This window comes from Pseudomonas asplenii (assembly GCF_900105475.1).
Classification (GTDB): Bacteria; Pseudomonadota; Gammaproteobacteria; order Pseudomonadales; family Pseudomonadaceae; genus Aquipseudomonas; species Aquipseudomonas asplenii.
Window position 1 is genome coordinate 3,591,860 of the sequence record NZ_LT629777.1, and the last position, 14,053, is coordinate 3,605,912.

Annotated in this window: 12 protein-coding genes and 1 pseudogene; 8 read left to right on the forward strand and 5 right to left on the reverse strand. The window is 61.2% G+C overall.

Going from position 1 to position 14,053, the window contains the following annotated elements; all coding sequences use genetic code 11:
• Positions 1 to 6: 6 nt before the first annotated feature.
• Positions 7 to 2,001, forward strand: coding sequence for a polysaccharide biosynthesis protein (locus tag BLU37_RS16545; protein ID WP_090206644.1), 1,995 nt, complete (start codon positions 7 to 9; stop codon positions 1,999 to 2,001).
• Between the two features lie 111 nt (positions 2,002 to 2,112).
• Positions 2,113 to 2,439 (forward strand): ComEA family DNA-binding protein, encoded by a 327-nt coding sequence (locus tag BLU37_RS16550; protein ID WP_010449725.1) that lies wholly within the window; start codon positions 2,113 to 2,115, stop codon positions 2,437 to 2,439.
• Between the two features lie 58 nt (positions 2,440 to 2,497).
• On the opposite strand, the gene BLU37_RS16555 is transcribed toward BLU37_RS16550, so the two are convergent.
• The 3 genes from BLU37_RS16555 to eat form a co-directional block, all read right to left on the reverse strand.
• Positions 2,498 to 3,058 (reverse strand): TetR/AcrR family transcriptional regulator, encoded by a 561-nt coding sequence (locus BLU37_RS16555; RefSeq protein WP_029533765.1) that lies wholly within the window; start codon positions 3,056 to 3,058, stop codon positions 2,498 to 2,500.
• A 99-nt stretch (positions 3,059 to 3,157) separates the two neighbouring features.
• Entirely contained in the window at positions 3,158 to 3,325 is a 168-nt protein-coding gene (locus BLU37_RS16560; RefSeq protein ID WP_010449721.1) for a DUF2897 family protein, read from the reverse strand.
• 121 nt (positions 3,326 to 3,446) lie between these two features.
• Positions 3,447 to 4,811: an ethanolamine permease gene (gene eat / locus BLU37_RS16565; protein ID WP_090206647.1), complete on the reverse strand. Its 1,365-nt coding sequence runs from the start codon at positions 4,809 to 4,811 to the stop codon at positions 3,447 to 3,449.
• Positions 4,812 to 5,074: 263 nt separating this feature from the next.
• On the opposite strand from eat, the gene pyrF reads away from it, so the two are divergent.
• On the forward strand, positions 5,075 to 5,773 hold the full coding sequence (gene pyrF / locus BLU37_RS16570; protein WP_172833029.1) for an orotidine-5'-phosphate decarboxylase: 699 nt from the start codon (positions 5,075 to 5,077) through the stop codon (positions 5,771 to 5,773).
• Between the two features lie 54 nt (positions 5,774 to 5,827).
• Here pyrF and BLU37_RS16575 read toward each other — a convergent pair whose 3' ends face one another.
• The gene (locus BLU37_RS16575) at positions 5,828 to 6,832 is read right to left on the reverse strand and encodes an NADP-dependent oxidoreductase (protein WP_090206654.1); all 1,005 of its coding nucleotides are present in this window, start codon (positions 6,830 to 6,832) and stop codon (positions 5,828 to 5,830) included.
• 250 nt (positions 6,833 to 7,082) lie between these two features.
• Here BLU37_RS16575 and BLU37_RS16580 point away from each other — a divergent pair, with 250 nt between their 5' ends.
• The 4 genes and pseudogenes from BLU37_RS16580 to BLU37_RS29945 all read left to right on the forward strand — a co-directional run bounded on the left by BLU37_RS16580 (position 7,083) and on the right by BLU37_RS29945 (position 11,595).
• On the forward strand, positions 7,083 to 7,844 hold the full coding sequence (locus BLU37_RS16580) for an SDR family oxidoreductase (RefSeq protein WP_090206657.1): 762 nt from the start codon (positions 7,083 to 7,085) through the stop codon (positions 7,842 to 7,844).
• A 250-nt stretch (positions 7,845 to 8,094) separates the two neighbouring features.
• Positions 8,095 to 9,519 carry an aminotransferase-like domain-containing protein gene (locus BLU37_RS16585; protein ID WP_010449715.1) on the forward strand — a complete coding sequence of 475 codons (1,425 nt, stop codon included), beginning with the start codon at positions 8,095 to 8,097 and terminating at the stop codon, positions 9,517 to 9,519.
• Between the two features lie 270 nt (positions 9,520 to 9,789).
• A pseudogene (locus BLU37_RS29940) lies at positions 9,790 to 10,686 on the forward strand (HAMP domain-containing protein); the annotation flags it as partial.
• 204 nt (positions 10,687 to 10,890) lie between these two features.
• Positions 10,891 to 11,595 (forward strand): methyl-accepting chemotaxis protein, encoded by a 705-nt coding sequence (locus BLU37_RS29945; protein ID WP_397428755.1) that lies wholly within the window; start codon positions 10,891 to 10,893, stop codon positions 11,593 to 11,595.
• A gap of 240 nt (positions 11,596 to 11,835) precedes the next feature.
• Here the strand turns inward: BLU37_RS29945 and BLU37_RS16595 are convergent, their stop codons facing one another.
• Positions 11,836 to 13,026, reverse strand: coding sequence for a benzoate/H(+) symporter BenE family transporter (locus BLU37_RS16595; RefSeq protein WP_090206660.1), 1,191 nt, complete (start codon positions 13,024 to 13,026; stop codon positions 11,836 to 11,838).
• Between the two features lie 217 nt (positions 13,027 to 13,243).
• On the opposite strand from BLU37_RS16595, the gene BLU37_RS16600 reads away from it, so the two are divergent.
• Positions 13,244 to 13,999, forward strand: coding sequence for a GntR family transcriptional regulator (locus tag BLU37_RS16600; protein WP_010449708.1), 756 nt, complete (start codon positions 13,244 to 13,246; stop codon positions 13,997 to 13,999).
• The last annotated feature ends 54 nt before the right edge of the window (positions 14,000 to 14,053 follow it).

Consider the following 14,053-nt stretch of genomic DNA (forward strand, 5'->3'; position numbering starts at 1 on the left):
GGGGTTATGGATAAGATACGAACCTGCTTGTTGGGTCTCCCGCGTCGGAAAAAACGCATTTTGCAACTGGTCGCCGACACGTTTCTGGTCTGGTTCGCCCTGTGGATGTCGTTTGTCGTCCGCCTGGGGGTCGACGATCTGATCAACCCCTTTACCCAGCATCGCTGGTTGTTCGTTTCTGCGCCGATTGTCGCCATTCCTCTGTTCATTCGGTTCGGTCTTTACCGGGCGGTGATGCGTTATTTCGGCAACGATGCACTGATAGCGATCATCAAGGCGGTCAGCCTGTCCTCATTGATTCTCGGGGTGGTCGTTTATCTCTACAGCAATCACCAGACGGTGGTGCCGCGCTCCATCATGTTCAACTACTGGTGGTTGAGCCTGATCATGATCGGTGGCCTGCGCTTGGCCATGCGCCAGTATTTTCTCGGCGATTGGTTCGGCGCCTCCCAGCACATGCCCTTTGCCAACCGTGACAATGGCCTGACGAAAGTTGCGGTATATGGCGCGGGAGCGGCGGGCAACCAACTGGTCGCCGCGTTGCGAATGGGCCGAGTCATGCAGCCAGTGGCCTTTATCGACGACGACAGCAGTATCTGCGACCGAAGTATCTCGGGTTTGCAGGTCTACAAGCCCAGGCACATCCAGCAGATGATCGACGCCACCGGGGCTCAGGAGATTCTCCTGGCGATTCCGTCCTCTTCGCGCGCCCGGCGGCGTGAGATCCTCGGTCTGCTCGAAGGCTACCCGCTGCACGTACGAAGCGTACCGGGTTTCATGGACCTGGCCAGCGGACGGGTCAAGGTCGACGACATCCAGGAGGTCGATATCGCCGACCTCCTGGGACGTGACGCGGTGCCTGCCCAGGCCGAACTGCTCGAGCACTGCATCAAGGGGCGTTCGGTGCTGGTGACGGGGGCGGGGGGCTCGATCGGTTCGGAGCTCTGCCGACAGATTCTGGCCCAGCGTCCGACGACACTGCTGCTCTTCGAGCACAGCGAATTCAATCTCTACACGATCTTGTCCGAACTTGAGCGGCGTGTGTCGCGCGAGTCGCTGTCCGTGCGGTTGCTGCCTATCCTGGGCTCGGTGCGCGACCAGGGCAAGTTGCTGTCGGTCATGAAGACCTGGCAAGTCGAGACGGTTTATCACGCCGCCGCCTACAAGCATGTACCCATGGTCGAGCACAACATTGCCGAGGGTGTGCTGAACAATGTGATCGGTACGCTCAATACCGCGCAGGCGGCATTGCAGGCTGGCGTGGCGAATTTCGTGCTTATTTCCACCGACAAGGCCGTGCGCCCGACCAACGTCATGGGCAGTACCAAGCGTCTGGCCGAACTGACCTTGCAGGCCCTCAGTCGCGAGCAGGCCCCCGTGCTTTTTGGGGAGCCGGGGAATGTGTCGCGTGTCAACAAGACCCGTTTCACCATGGTTCGTTTTGGCAACGTGCTGGGCTCGTCGGGTTCGGTCATCCCCTTGTTCCACAAGCAGATCAAGGCGGGTGGGCCGCTTACCGTGACTCACCCGAAGATCACGCGCTATTTCATGACCATCCCCGAGGCCGCTCAACTGGTCATTCAGGCTGGCTCCATGGGGCAGGGTGGCGATGTGTTTGTCCTGGACATGGGCGAGCCGGTGAGAATTATCGAGCTGGCGGAGAAGATGATTCACCTTTCCGGCTTGAGCGTTCGTTCTGACAAGAACCCCCATGGCGATATTGCCATTGAGTTTTCCGGCCTGCGTCCGGGAGAAAAGCTTTACGAGGAGTTGCTGATTGGCGACAACGTAGCGGCAACCCGCCATCCCATGATCATGACTGCCAATGAAGACATGCTGCCTTGGGATGTGCTCAAGTTGCGCCTGGCCGAATTGCTCAAGGCCGTGGAGAGTGATGATTACGCGCGTGTCCGGCAACTGTTGCGTGAAACGGTGAGTGGTTATGCGCCAGATGGTGAGATCGTCGACTGGATCTACCAACAGCGCCGCATGGATCCCTGAGCTACACACCCGGTAACGGCCACGCTTTTGACAAGGCCCAGGCATCACCTAGGTTTGAAAGGCAGCTTCGGAAAAGCTGCTTTTCCCCTACGATGTCATGGAGTGTCACTTATGCGTACAGGCGTTCTTCCTTCCTTGTTGTTCACTTTCCTGCTCGGTGCTGCTGTCGCCGTCAATGCCGCACCAGCCGTGCAGTCGCAAACCTCGGCGCCCAGCCAGGCCATGGCTACGACCAAGGCTGGCAAGGTCAACCTCAATACCGCCGATGCCCTGACTATCCAGCGTGAGCTGTCCGGCATCGGCGAAGCCAAGGCCCAGGCTATCGTTGCCTATCGCGAAGCGAACGGACCTTTTTCCTCGGTGGAGGAATTGCTTGAGGTAAAGGGGATCGGCAAGTCGATTCTCGACAAGAACCGTGATCAGTTGGATATCAATTGACGCGATCTGACTGACCCTCGAGGCCGGTCAAGGGATCGGCCTCCTTTCTCGATGAGCCTTACTCGACCTGATCCTTCAGATGCGCCTTGGTCACTTCCAGGATCTTCCTCGCCAGTTCCGGATCTTCCGCACTGCGCGACATCACTAGTGCCCCGACCAGGGTCGCCAGCATGACGATGCTTTGCTCTTGCGCATCCGGCCCCGAGCCCAGCGCCGTTTCCACCTGCTTGAGCCGCGATTCGATCACTCTATCCGTCGTCGGGCTCGGTTCGCCGCGCTGGCCCAGCTCCGAGCACATGGTCGGAATCGGGCAGCCGTTTTCGGGAGTGGTCTGGTGCCATTCGGAGAGATAGCTGTCGATGAACGACTGCAGGGGCTTGTCCTGGCTGAACAGCATGTCGCAATGCACATCCAGTTCCGCCGCCGCTTCCTGCAAGGCCTTTTCGACCAGCTCATCCTTGGATTTGAAGTGTGCGTAGAAGCCGCCATGGGTCAGTCCCAGGGCTTTCATCAAGGGTTGCAGGCCGGTGGCACCGATGCCGTCGCGGCGAAAACGCGCTGCTGCTTCCTTGATGATGCGCTCGTGGGTCTGGGCTTTGTGGTCGTGCGAATAGCGCATGGCGGGGCCTCCAAATCTGTAGCCAATGATAACTATGACTTGGAGGTGATTAGCCAGATTTTTTTGTGGCGTCGTTCAATTTCGTTCAAGTGTCGCCAGTCAGCGATCCTGAGCGTCCTTGGCATCCGCTTCGGCATTGCGTTGCTGGACGCGTTGACGCTGCTCATCCGTCAGTTCCACCTTGCTGGCGGTGTCTCGCAGCATCATCAGGCCGCCAACGATGGAGCCGATCGCGACCAGCAGGATCAACCAGGCATACCAGGGCATAGGGTTCTCCTCGATGGACCGAGCCCGGGCGAATGATTCGCGCGGGAGGTCGGTCCTTGCCACTTTGAGTGAAGTGCGCTCTCAGTGGTTCAATTGTAAACCGGTTCTGCCCCGAGGGTGCTTACAGCCCGGTCAGCATCGCATCCGCCGGGGCTGCCGCCCGCAGTTGGCCGGTGAGCAGGAAGTAGAGAAAGCCTGCGGCCATGAAGCCGACGAAGATCAGGCCGATCAGGGCATTGAACCAGGCCATGGCGACGAGGCAGACCACTGCCAGCAACAGCGCGATGGCCGGTACGAAGGGATAGCCCGGCGCGCGGAAGGTGCGCTCCAGGTTCGGCTCGGTCTTGCGTAGCTTGAACAGGCTGAGCATGCTCATGATGTACATGACGATGGCGCCGAACACCGCCATGGTGATCATGGCCGCCGTGAGGGTCATGCCGCTGAGGTTGATCAGGCCGTCGCTGTAGATGGCGGCGATGCCGATCAGGCCGCCGGCGATGATCGCGCGGTGCGGGGTCTGGAAGCGTGACAGCTTGGCCAGGGATACGGGCAGGTAGCCGGCGCGGGCCAGGGCGAAGAACTGTCGCGAGTAGCCGAGAATGATCCCGTGGAAGCTCGCCACCAGGCCGAACAGGCCAATCCAGACCAGCATGTGCAGCCAGCCGGAGCTGTCGCCGACCACGGCTTTCATTGCCTGGGGCAGGGGGTCGTTGATATTCGACAAGGTTCGCCAGTCACCGACGCCGCCAGCGAAGAACATCACGCCCATGGCCAGCAGTACCAGGGTCAGAATGCCGCTGATATAGGCCTTGGGAATGGTCCGTTTCGGATCCTTGGCTTCTTCGGCAGCCATGGCGGCGCCTTCGATAGCGAGGAAGAACCAGATGGCGAACGGAATGGCCGCGAACATGCCGGCAATCGCCGGTGCGCCGAAGCTGTCGGCACCAGCCCAGCCGTTCAGGGCAAAATGACTGAAACTGAAGGCCGGCGCGACCACGCCCATGAACACCAGCAACTCGGCTACCGCGAGGACGCAGACCACCAGTTCGAATGTGGCCGCCAGTTTCACGCCGAGAATATTCAGCCCCATGAACACAATGTAGGCACCCACGGCCGCGTGCTTGGGATCGAGCGCCGGAAACTGCACGTTCAGGTAGGCACCGATCGCCAGCGCAATGGCTGGCGGGGCGAAGACGAACTCGATCAGGGTCGCCAGGCCGGCGATCAACCCGCCTTTTTCGCCAAACGCCCGTCGGCTGTAGGCAAACGGACCGCCGGCATGGGGAATGGCGGTGGTCAGTTCGGTGAAGCTGAAGATAAAGCAGGTGTACATCGCCGCGACCATCAACGAGGTCACCAGGAACCCGAGGGTACCGGCAACGCCCCAGCCATAGCTCCAGCCGAAATATTCACCGGAAATCACCAGGCCGACCGCGATGCCCCACAAATGCAATGTGCCCAGCGTGGGCTTGAGTTGAGTGTTCATGTCTTTCTCCCTGAACCATTTGAATAACTGCTCGGTGCAGGCGAGTGCAGCGCGCGTGCCAGAGCGGGAGAGTGTGTCGCAAAGGAGGGAAAGAGGGTCGTATCGAGGACATTTCGCCGAGGTTGCACCGGATTTCGACTTTAATTGGTGCAAGTACGAGCGTTTATGGCGCGTGCCCGCTACATTTGCCGATCACCGGGTCCCGAACGCTCCCGCGTTCCGCTACAATGCGCGCCGATTTCGACTTGCCTGAGAGCCCATTCATGTCCGCCTGCCAGACTCCCATCATCGTCGCCCTGGATTACCCTACCCGTGACGCCGCCCTGAAGCTGGCCGATCAGTTGGACCCGAAACTGTGCCGGGTCAAAGTCGGCAAGGAATTGTTCACCAGCTGCGCTTCGGAAATTGTCGGGACCCTGCGTGACAAGGGCTTCGAAGTGTTCCTGGACCTCAAGTTCCACGACATTCCCAACACCACCGCGATGGCCGTCAAGGCTGCGGCGGAAATGGGCGTGTGGATGGTCAACGTGCATTGCTCCGGTGGCCTGCGCATGATGGCGGCCTGCCGCGAAGTGCTTGAGCAGCGCAGCGGACCCAAGCCGCTGTTGATCGGCGTGACCGTCTTGACCAGCATGGAGCGTGAAGACCTGGCCGGTATCGGCCTGGATGTCGAGCCGCAAGTACAGGTGCTGCGACTGGCTGCCCTGGCCGAGAAGGCCGGGCTGGATGGCCTGGTGTGCTCGGCACTGGAAGCTTCGGCCCTCAAGAGCGCGCATCCTGGCCTGCAACTGGTAACGCCGGGAATTCGTCCGGCAGGCAGCGCGGTGGATGACCAACGCCGTATCCTGACGCCGCGCGAGGCCCTGGACGCCGGTTCCGACTACCTGGTGATCGGCCGGCCGATCAGCAAGGCTACCGATCCGGCGCAGGCGCTGGCGGCAGTGGTCGCCGAACTGGCCTGATTCTGCAGTCAGATGCGAGTAGCGCCGCCCTAGGCGACGCTACTGCGCAGCGTTTCAGACCTTCAGCACCAGCTTGCCAAAGTTCTCGCCGCTGAACAGCTTCGCCAGCGTCTCGGGGAACGTTTCCAGCCCGTCGACGATATCTTCCTTGCTCTTGAGCTGCCCTTTGGCCATCCAGCCGGCCATTTCCTGCCCGGCGGCGGCGAATTTCGCGGCGTGGTCCATGACCACAAAACCTTCCATGCGCGCGCGATTGACCAGCAGCGCCAGGTAGTTCGCCGGGCCCTTGACCGCTTCCTTGTTGTTGTACTGGCTGATTGCGCCGCAGATCACCACGCGGGCCTTGAGGTTCAGGCGGGTCAGTACGGCATCGAGAATGTCGCCGCCGACGTTGTCGAAATACACATCGACGCCCTTGGGGCATTCGCGTTTCAGCCCGGCGAGAACGTCCTCGTTCTTGTAGTCGATGGTGCCGTCAAAGCCCAGCTCATCGATCAGGAAGCGGCATTTATCGGCGCCGCCCGCGATCCCGACCACTCGGCAGCCCTTGAGCTTGGCGATCTGGCCGGCGATGCTGCCCACTGCCCCGGCAGCGCCGGAGATCACCACGGTTTCACCTTCCTGCGGTGCGCCGACCTCCAGCAGAGCGAAGTAGGCGGTCATGCCGGTCATGCCCAGTGCCGACAGATAACGCGGCAGCGGCGCCAGTTTCGGGTCGACCTTGTAGAAACCACGGGGCTCGCCCAGGAAGTAGTCCTGCACCCCCAGGGCGCCGTTGACATAGTCGCCGACCGCGAACCCCGGGTGGTTCGAGGCGACCACCTGGCCGACACCCAGAGCCCGCATCACTTCGCCCAAGCCCACGGGCGGGATGTAGGACTTGCCTTCGTTCATCCAGCCCCGCATGGCCGGGTCCAGGGACAGGTATTCGTTCCTGACCAGGATCTGATTGGCGCCCGGCTCACCCACGGGGACTTCCTGGTAGGTAAAGGTTTCGCGGGTGGCGGCACCGACCGGGCGTTTGGCCAGCAGGAATTGACGGTTGTTCTGGGTGGTCATGGCAGATACTCGAAGCGGTCAATGAAGCCTTGTAGATAGACCCTGATCGAACTCACGGCAAGTCTTGCCGGTCGGGCGAATAGGCATCGATCCAATTGGGTGATGGTAGTCCATAGGCGGTTATCACCCTAACTTATCACTCTGGCGCATAAGACGATAACCGGCCTTCTGATAGTGCTGCCCGGTCATGCATGCCTCTGGCTAGACTCAGGCCGGACGATCACTCACGCACTCAGCGAGGACAAGCACCATGAGCATGACGTTTTCCGGCCAGGTGGCCCTGGTGACCGGCGCCGCTGCTGGAATTGGCCGGGCAACCGCCCAGGCTTTTGCAGCCGAAGGTTTGAAGGTGGTGGTAGCCGACCTGGACGTGGCAGGCGGCGAGGGTACTGTCGAGTCGATTCGTGCCGCCGGCGGCGAGGCGATTTTCGTTCGCTGTGACGTCACCCGCGAAGCCGAGGTGCAGAAGCTGATGGAGCAGGCTGTCGGTACCTACGGTCGGCTCGACTATGCCTTCAACAATGCCGGGATCGAGATCGAGAAGGGCAAGCTGGCCGACGGCACCCTGGACGAGTTCGATGCGATCATGGGAGTCAACGTCAAGGGCGTCTGGCTGTGCATGAAGTACCAGTTGCCGCTGATGCAGGCTCAGGGCGGTGGCGTCATCGTCAACACCGCGTCGGTGGCCGGTCTCGGTGCTGCGCCCAAGATGAGCATCTATGCCGCTTCCAAACATGCGGTGATCGGCCTGACCAAGTCGGCGGCGATCGAGTATGCGAAACGGGGGATTCGGGTCAACGCGGTATGCCCGGCCGTCATCGATACCGACATGTTCCGGCGGGCCTACGAGGCCGACCCGAGGAAGGCCGAGTTCGCTGCGGCGATGCATCCGGTCGGGCGTATCGGCAAGGTCGAGGAGATTGCCAGCGCGGTCCTCTATCTGTGCAGCGACGGCGCGGCCTTCACTACCGGTCATGCACTGACCGTGGACGGTGGAGCCACGGCCATTTGATCTGTCGCACTCTTCGTCGAGGGCTGTAGTTCCAACATAAAAAGAACCCGCATAGGCGGGTTTTTTTATGTCCGCCCATGTTGCGAATACAGTCGGAGTATTCGTTTGTTTCTGTGGGGTAAATGCTACAGGCCACGGTTGGCGTGGCTTGTAGCGATGGCCGGATAGGCTTTTTGTGCAAGCGGAAGGGATGGCTTTGTATGTTTAACTGTTTAACGGGAAATAACCGTGCGTTGGAGCGTCACATACAATGGATCTGGAAATTGATCGGCAGGCCCTGGTGCCTGTCGTGCAGCAAATCGTCAACGCTATCGTCGAATGGATCCGCCTTAGCCGGGCCTGCCCGGGGACTCGCCTGCCGTCGGTACGGCAGTTGGCCAAGGAAAACTGCCTCAGTCAGACCAATGTGACCGAGGCTTATGAGCGTCTGGTGATGCAGGGCGTGCTGGCGTCGCGGAATGGCTCGGTGTTCATCGTGGCGCAAACCACGGGCGCTTCCCGGGCGGTCTGTGAACAGGAGTGGTACGAGGGCCTTGAGGCGAAGTGGGGCGAGTTCGACGAACACCCGCTGGGCGAGTTGAAACTGGGGTGCGGCTGGATCCCCCAGGGTTGGCGCGAGAGTGACGATATTGGCTATGCGGTGCGTGAGGTCAGTCGTACGCAGATGCAGGGCCTGTTCCACTACAGCACGCCGCTGGGGTTGCCAGCCTTGCGTCAGCAGTTGCACAAGTGCCTGACCCAGAAAGGCATCCAGTCGGTGGATGGCGAGGTGCTGACCACCCTGGGCGTGACTCAGGGCCTCGATCTGCTGGTACGCACGCTACTCAAGCCGGGTGATTGCGTCATGGTCGAAACGCCCGGCTATGGGAATCTCTACCGGCTCCTGCAATTGCAGGGTATCGAGTTGCTGGAAGTACCCCGAACGCGGTCGGGGCCCGATGTCGAGGTATTGTGCAACCTCCTGCGCACCCATCGGCCCAAATGCCTGTTCGTCAACAGCCTGTGCCACAACCCTACGGGCAGCAGCTTGACCCTGCCGGTCGCCACGCAGTTGCTGCAGTTGGCCCGTTCTGAGGACTTTCTGATCATCGAGAACGGTGTCTGCAGCGATCTGCAGGGCGGGCCGGGGGTGCAATTGGCAGCGCTGGATGGCGAGCAGCGGGTGATCTATCTCGGTGGTTTCTCGAAAACCCTGAGCAGTTCCTTGAAAGTCGGGTTTATCCGGGCTCATGCCGGGCTCATCCAGCGCCTGGCTGAAGTGAAGATGATCACCAGTCTCGGCGCTTCGCGGTTTGCCGAGTGCGTCGTTGCCACGCTGTTGGCCAACGGTGCCTATCGAAAGCTGGTCCAGCGCCTGCGTCAGCGTCTGGGGACGGAGATGGCCGCAACCCTGGACATGCTCGAGGAAAGCGGCTGGGAAGTATTCAGCGAGCCGTCCGCCGGCATGTTCGTCTGGGCCCGCAGTCGGCGGTACAACGCGGCTCAGGTCCAGGCCGGTGCCCGGCAGCTCGGGGTGTTGCTGGCCCAGGACTCGGCCTTCACTCCGAGGGCTACCTCTGCTGGCTGGTTGCGGATCAATGTGGCCTATGCGACGGACTCGCGGGCGCAGAAGTTCTTCCGGTTGCTGGGAGGTGCCGAATCGACCTCGACGATTCTGAAAACGACGCAGATATAGCTTTAGGCCATTATTCCGGCGTCAAAGGCTTGTGTTACACCGGTCGTGGTTGCGAATCTGCATGAATCTTGAATGGCTTGCGCGCCTTCAGCATTCGATTGGAGATAATCCCCCATGATTTCTGCCGTGCAAGGACGTTTCGCCAGCCTCGGCATGGCGAAAAAGATGGGTATCGGTTTTACCCTGGTATTGCTGCTCACCGGGCTGGTGGCGGCAATCGGCGTCTGGTCCTTGCAGGCTATCAGTCTGCGTTTCGACGGGCTCAAGCAAATGTCTTCGCTCAACAGCAGCCTGCTCAAGGTGCGCTTGCTGGAGCAGGATTATGCCTTGCATTCGAACCCCAAGACCGTGGATGCCCTACATGAGGGCGTGGATGGCCTGACAGCGTTGGCGCAGACACTCAAGGCGCAATCGCCGGCCAACGTCGCGATCATGAATGATGTCGAGCAGGCCCTGGCGGCTTATCGCAAGGCTTTCGACGAGTTCGTCGGGATCACCCAGGCCAAGGACCTGGCGCTGGAAATGGCCAGTTGGTCGGTGTCCAGCGTAGCCAACAATCTGGATGTGCTGCAGGCCGGACTGGCCGATGACGGCAGCTACACCCTCAAGCAGTCCCAGGGCCAGGAAGGCAATGAATTCCTCGAACAGGCCGCGCAGGTCAGCCATGTCTCGCAACTGATGCTGCAGGCGATGAACGAGGCGCGCGTGCGTCTCGACCAGAGCCGCAAGGGCGATGAGGAGAGTCAGGGCAAGATCGAGCAGGCCGACCAGGCGCTGGCCGGCGTCGAGCAACTCAAGACCTCGGTCAAGGACGCCGGCTACCAGACGGTGCTCAATGAAGTCGGTGGTCATATCGCCAGCTTCAATGACAAGCTCACCGAGTACACCGGCCTGCTGGAGCAGGAAAAGCAGGTCTATCAGCAACTGCATGAACGCGCGGCCCAGGTGGTCGAGCGGGTCAATCAGGCCTATGGGGCCGAGGACCAGTCGATGCAGGCTGAACTGAAGAAGAATTCGCTGTTGATCATCGGCTCCTCGGCCCTGGCCTTGCTGGTTGGCCTGGTGGCCGCGCTGGTGATCAGTCGCCTGATCGTTGCGCCGCTGCGGAGCGTGATTCGGGTGGCCCAGCAGATTGCCGCCGGCGACCTGACGGCGACGATCGAGGTTCGGCGCCATGACGAAATCGGTCAACTGATGCAGGCGATGCAACAGATGGCTGCCGGTTTGAGTGGCATCGTCAGTGGTTTGCAGGCCGGGATCGAACAGTTGGCGAGTTCGGCTCATTCCTTGTCGGCGGTGACCGAACAGACCAACCTGGAAGTCAGCACCCAGAAGGAAGAAACCGAGCAGGTGGCGACGGCGATGAACCAGATGACCGCTACCGTCCACGATGTTGCGCGTAACGCCGAAGAAGCGGCACTGGCGGCGCAGACCGCCGACGAGAAGGTCGACAGCGGCCAGCAGGTGGTACGTCAGAGCATGCAGCGCATCGAGCAACTGGCCGACTCGGCCAACTCCGCCAGCGTAAGCATCGAAAGCCTCAGCGCGGAAATCCAGAATATCGGCACCGTACTCAGTGTGATCAAGAGCGTCGCCGAACAGACCAATCTGCTGGCGTTGAATGCCGCGATCGAGGCGGCCCGTGCCGGAGAACAGGGGCGAGGGTTCGCCGTGGTGGCCGATGAAGTGCGGGCCTTGGCCAAGCGTACCCAGCAGTCGACTGAAGAAATCGAGCGGTTGGTCAGCGCCTTGCGTTCGGCCGCGCAGTCATCGGTGGAGCAGATCCGCAGCAGTGGCGACCTGGTCAAGCTGGCGGTCAGCGATGCGCTGCAGACCGAAAGCGCGCTGGGCAGCATTGCCTCGGCAGTATCGTTGATCCAGCAGATGAACCAGCAGATCGCGGCAGCGGCTGAAGAGCAGAGTTCGGTGGCGGAAGAGATCAACCGCAGCGTGACCAGCATTCGCGCGAGCGCCGATCAGTCGGCGGTGGCGATGCAGGGCAATGCGGCATCGAGTACCGAGCTGGCGCATTTGGGGATGGAGTTGAAGGGCATGGTCGGGCACTTCCGAATCTAGCAGTATGCTGTCTGCAAGGACTGTTTCCGTGACAGCGGGCTTTTCTGGGAGCGGGCTTGCCCGCGAAGCTTCTGGCGGCCTGAAGGGCCTGTTCGCCGGCAAGTCGGATCGCCGCACCGCCTGCTCCAGGGTGGACTGCCCCCAAGAGGTTGGACACTAATCCAACCCCTGTGGGGCAGTCCAGGGGGGCGTACACCGCAGGCCCGCAGGAGCGCGGCTTGCCCGCGAAGCCTTGTGCTATCAGGCCTTGCGCCAGTTGAGAATCAGCAATGTCAGCACCCCGGCAACGATGCCCCAGAACGCCGAGCCTACCGAGAACAGGGTGAAACCCGAAGCGGTGACCATGAAGGTGATCAGCGCCGCTTCACGTTCCTTGGGCTGGTTCATGGCAATGCTCAGGCCGTTGATGATCGAACCGAACAGCGCCAGCGCGGCAATCGACAGCACCAGCTCCTTGGGCAGTGCGGCGAACAGCGCCGCCAGCGTGGCGCCGAAGATCCCGGCGATGCCGTAGAAAATCCCGCACCATACCGCTGCGGTGTAGCGCTTGTTCTTGTCTTCATGGGCGTGCGGCCCGGTGCAGATCGCCGCGCTGATGGCCGCCAGGTTGACCCCATGGGAACCGAACGGCGCCAGCAGCAGCGAGGCGATACCGGTCACGCTGATCAGCGGCGAGGCCGGCACGTTGTAGCCGTCGGCCCGCAGCACGGCGATGCCGGGCATGTTCTGTGAGGTCATCGCCACCACGAACAACGGAATGCCGATGCTGATGGTCGCCGCCAGCGAGAACGACGGCGTGGTCCACAGCGGAATCGCGACCTCCAGATGGAAGGCGCTGAAGTCCAGCAGGCCAAGCAACCCGGACAGCAGGGTGCCGACCAGCAGTGCGGTGAGCACCGCATAACGTGGTGACAGACGCTTGGCCAGCAGGTAGGTGAAGAACATCCCCAGCACCAGGCCGGTACGATGCTGGGCCGCGACGAAGATCTCGCTGCCGATCTTGAACAGGATGCCGGCCAGCAGCGCCGCAGCCAGCGAGGAGGGCAGGCGCTTGACCAGACGCTCGAAGCTGCCGGTCAGGCCGCAGATCGTGACCAGCACGGCGCAGGTGATATAGGCGCCGATCGCTTCGCCATAGCTGACCCCGGACAGGCTGGTGATCAGCAGCGCCGCACCGGGTGTCGACCAGGCAACAGTGATCGGCGTACGGTAGCGCAGGGACAGCCCGATACTGCAGATCGCCATGCCGATCGACAGGGCCCAGATCCATGAGGAAATCTGTCCGCTGCTCAGGCCGGCGGCTTGCCCGGCCTGGAACATCAGCACCAGCGAACTGGTGTAGCCGGTCATCATCGCGATGAACCCGGCGACCACCGCCGAAGGCGAAGTGTCGGCCAAGGGGCGCAATCGCGCTTGAGTGAGGTCGGTCATGGAGCTTTCCTTGTACTGAAAAAACAGGGCGTTGATGGCGCTTGCAGCCTAAACGCAAAGGTAACTGTTTATTGCAATACAGCCGTGACCGCAAACAGCCGTACAGTCGTGTTGGTGCTAGAGGTTGTGTACAATGTGCCATGACTTTACGCGATACTTGTCAGCGATCCATTGTGGCTTATGACAGTCCCTTGCCCCGTTCCCGACTCGAGTGCCCATGAACGAACAGTTGCAGCCCCTCAAGAAACAACCGCGAGCAGGCAAGGCCGGCCGCAGCGTGACCCAGGACGATATCGTCTATGCGCATATCTTCGAGGCGATTCTCGAGCAGCGCCTGGCGCCCGGCACCAAACTGAGTGAAGAGGCGTTGGGGGAAATCTTCGGGGTCAGCCGGACCATCATTCGCCGTGCCCTGTCGCGCCTGGCCCATGAGGGCGTGGTGCTGCTGCGGCCCAATCGTGGCGCGGTGGTCGCCAGCCCGAGTGTCGAGGAAGCCCGCCAGGTATTCTTTGCCCGGCGCATGGTGGAGAAGGCAATCACCGAGCTGGCGGTGCAGCATGCGACGGCCGAGCAGTTGGCCGAGTTGCGGCAGATGGTTCGCGAGGAGCGCGAGAGTTTTTCCCGTGGTGATCGCGGGGCAGGGATTCGTCTGTCCGGCGAGTTCCACCTGAAGCTGGCGGAAGCGGCAACGAATGCCCCGCTGATCAGCTTCCAGCGCAGCCTGGTGTCGCAGACATCGTTGATCATTGCCCAGTATGAAAGCGGCAATCGCTCGCACTGCTCCTATGACGAGCACACCCAGTTGATAGATGCCATCGAGGCACGGGATGCGGCGTTGGCGGTGGAACTGATGATGCACCACATGGACCATATCGACAGCAAGCTCAATCTGGACGAGGAAAGTGCGTCGGATGATCTGCATGCGGTGTTCTCGCACCTGCTGCAGACCAAGCGGCCAGCAGCCAAGCTCTGACTTTGCGTTCCACGCCATTCCCTTGTGGGAGTCGGCTTGCTGGCGATAGCGGCG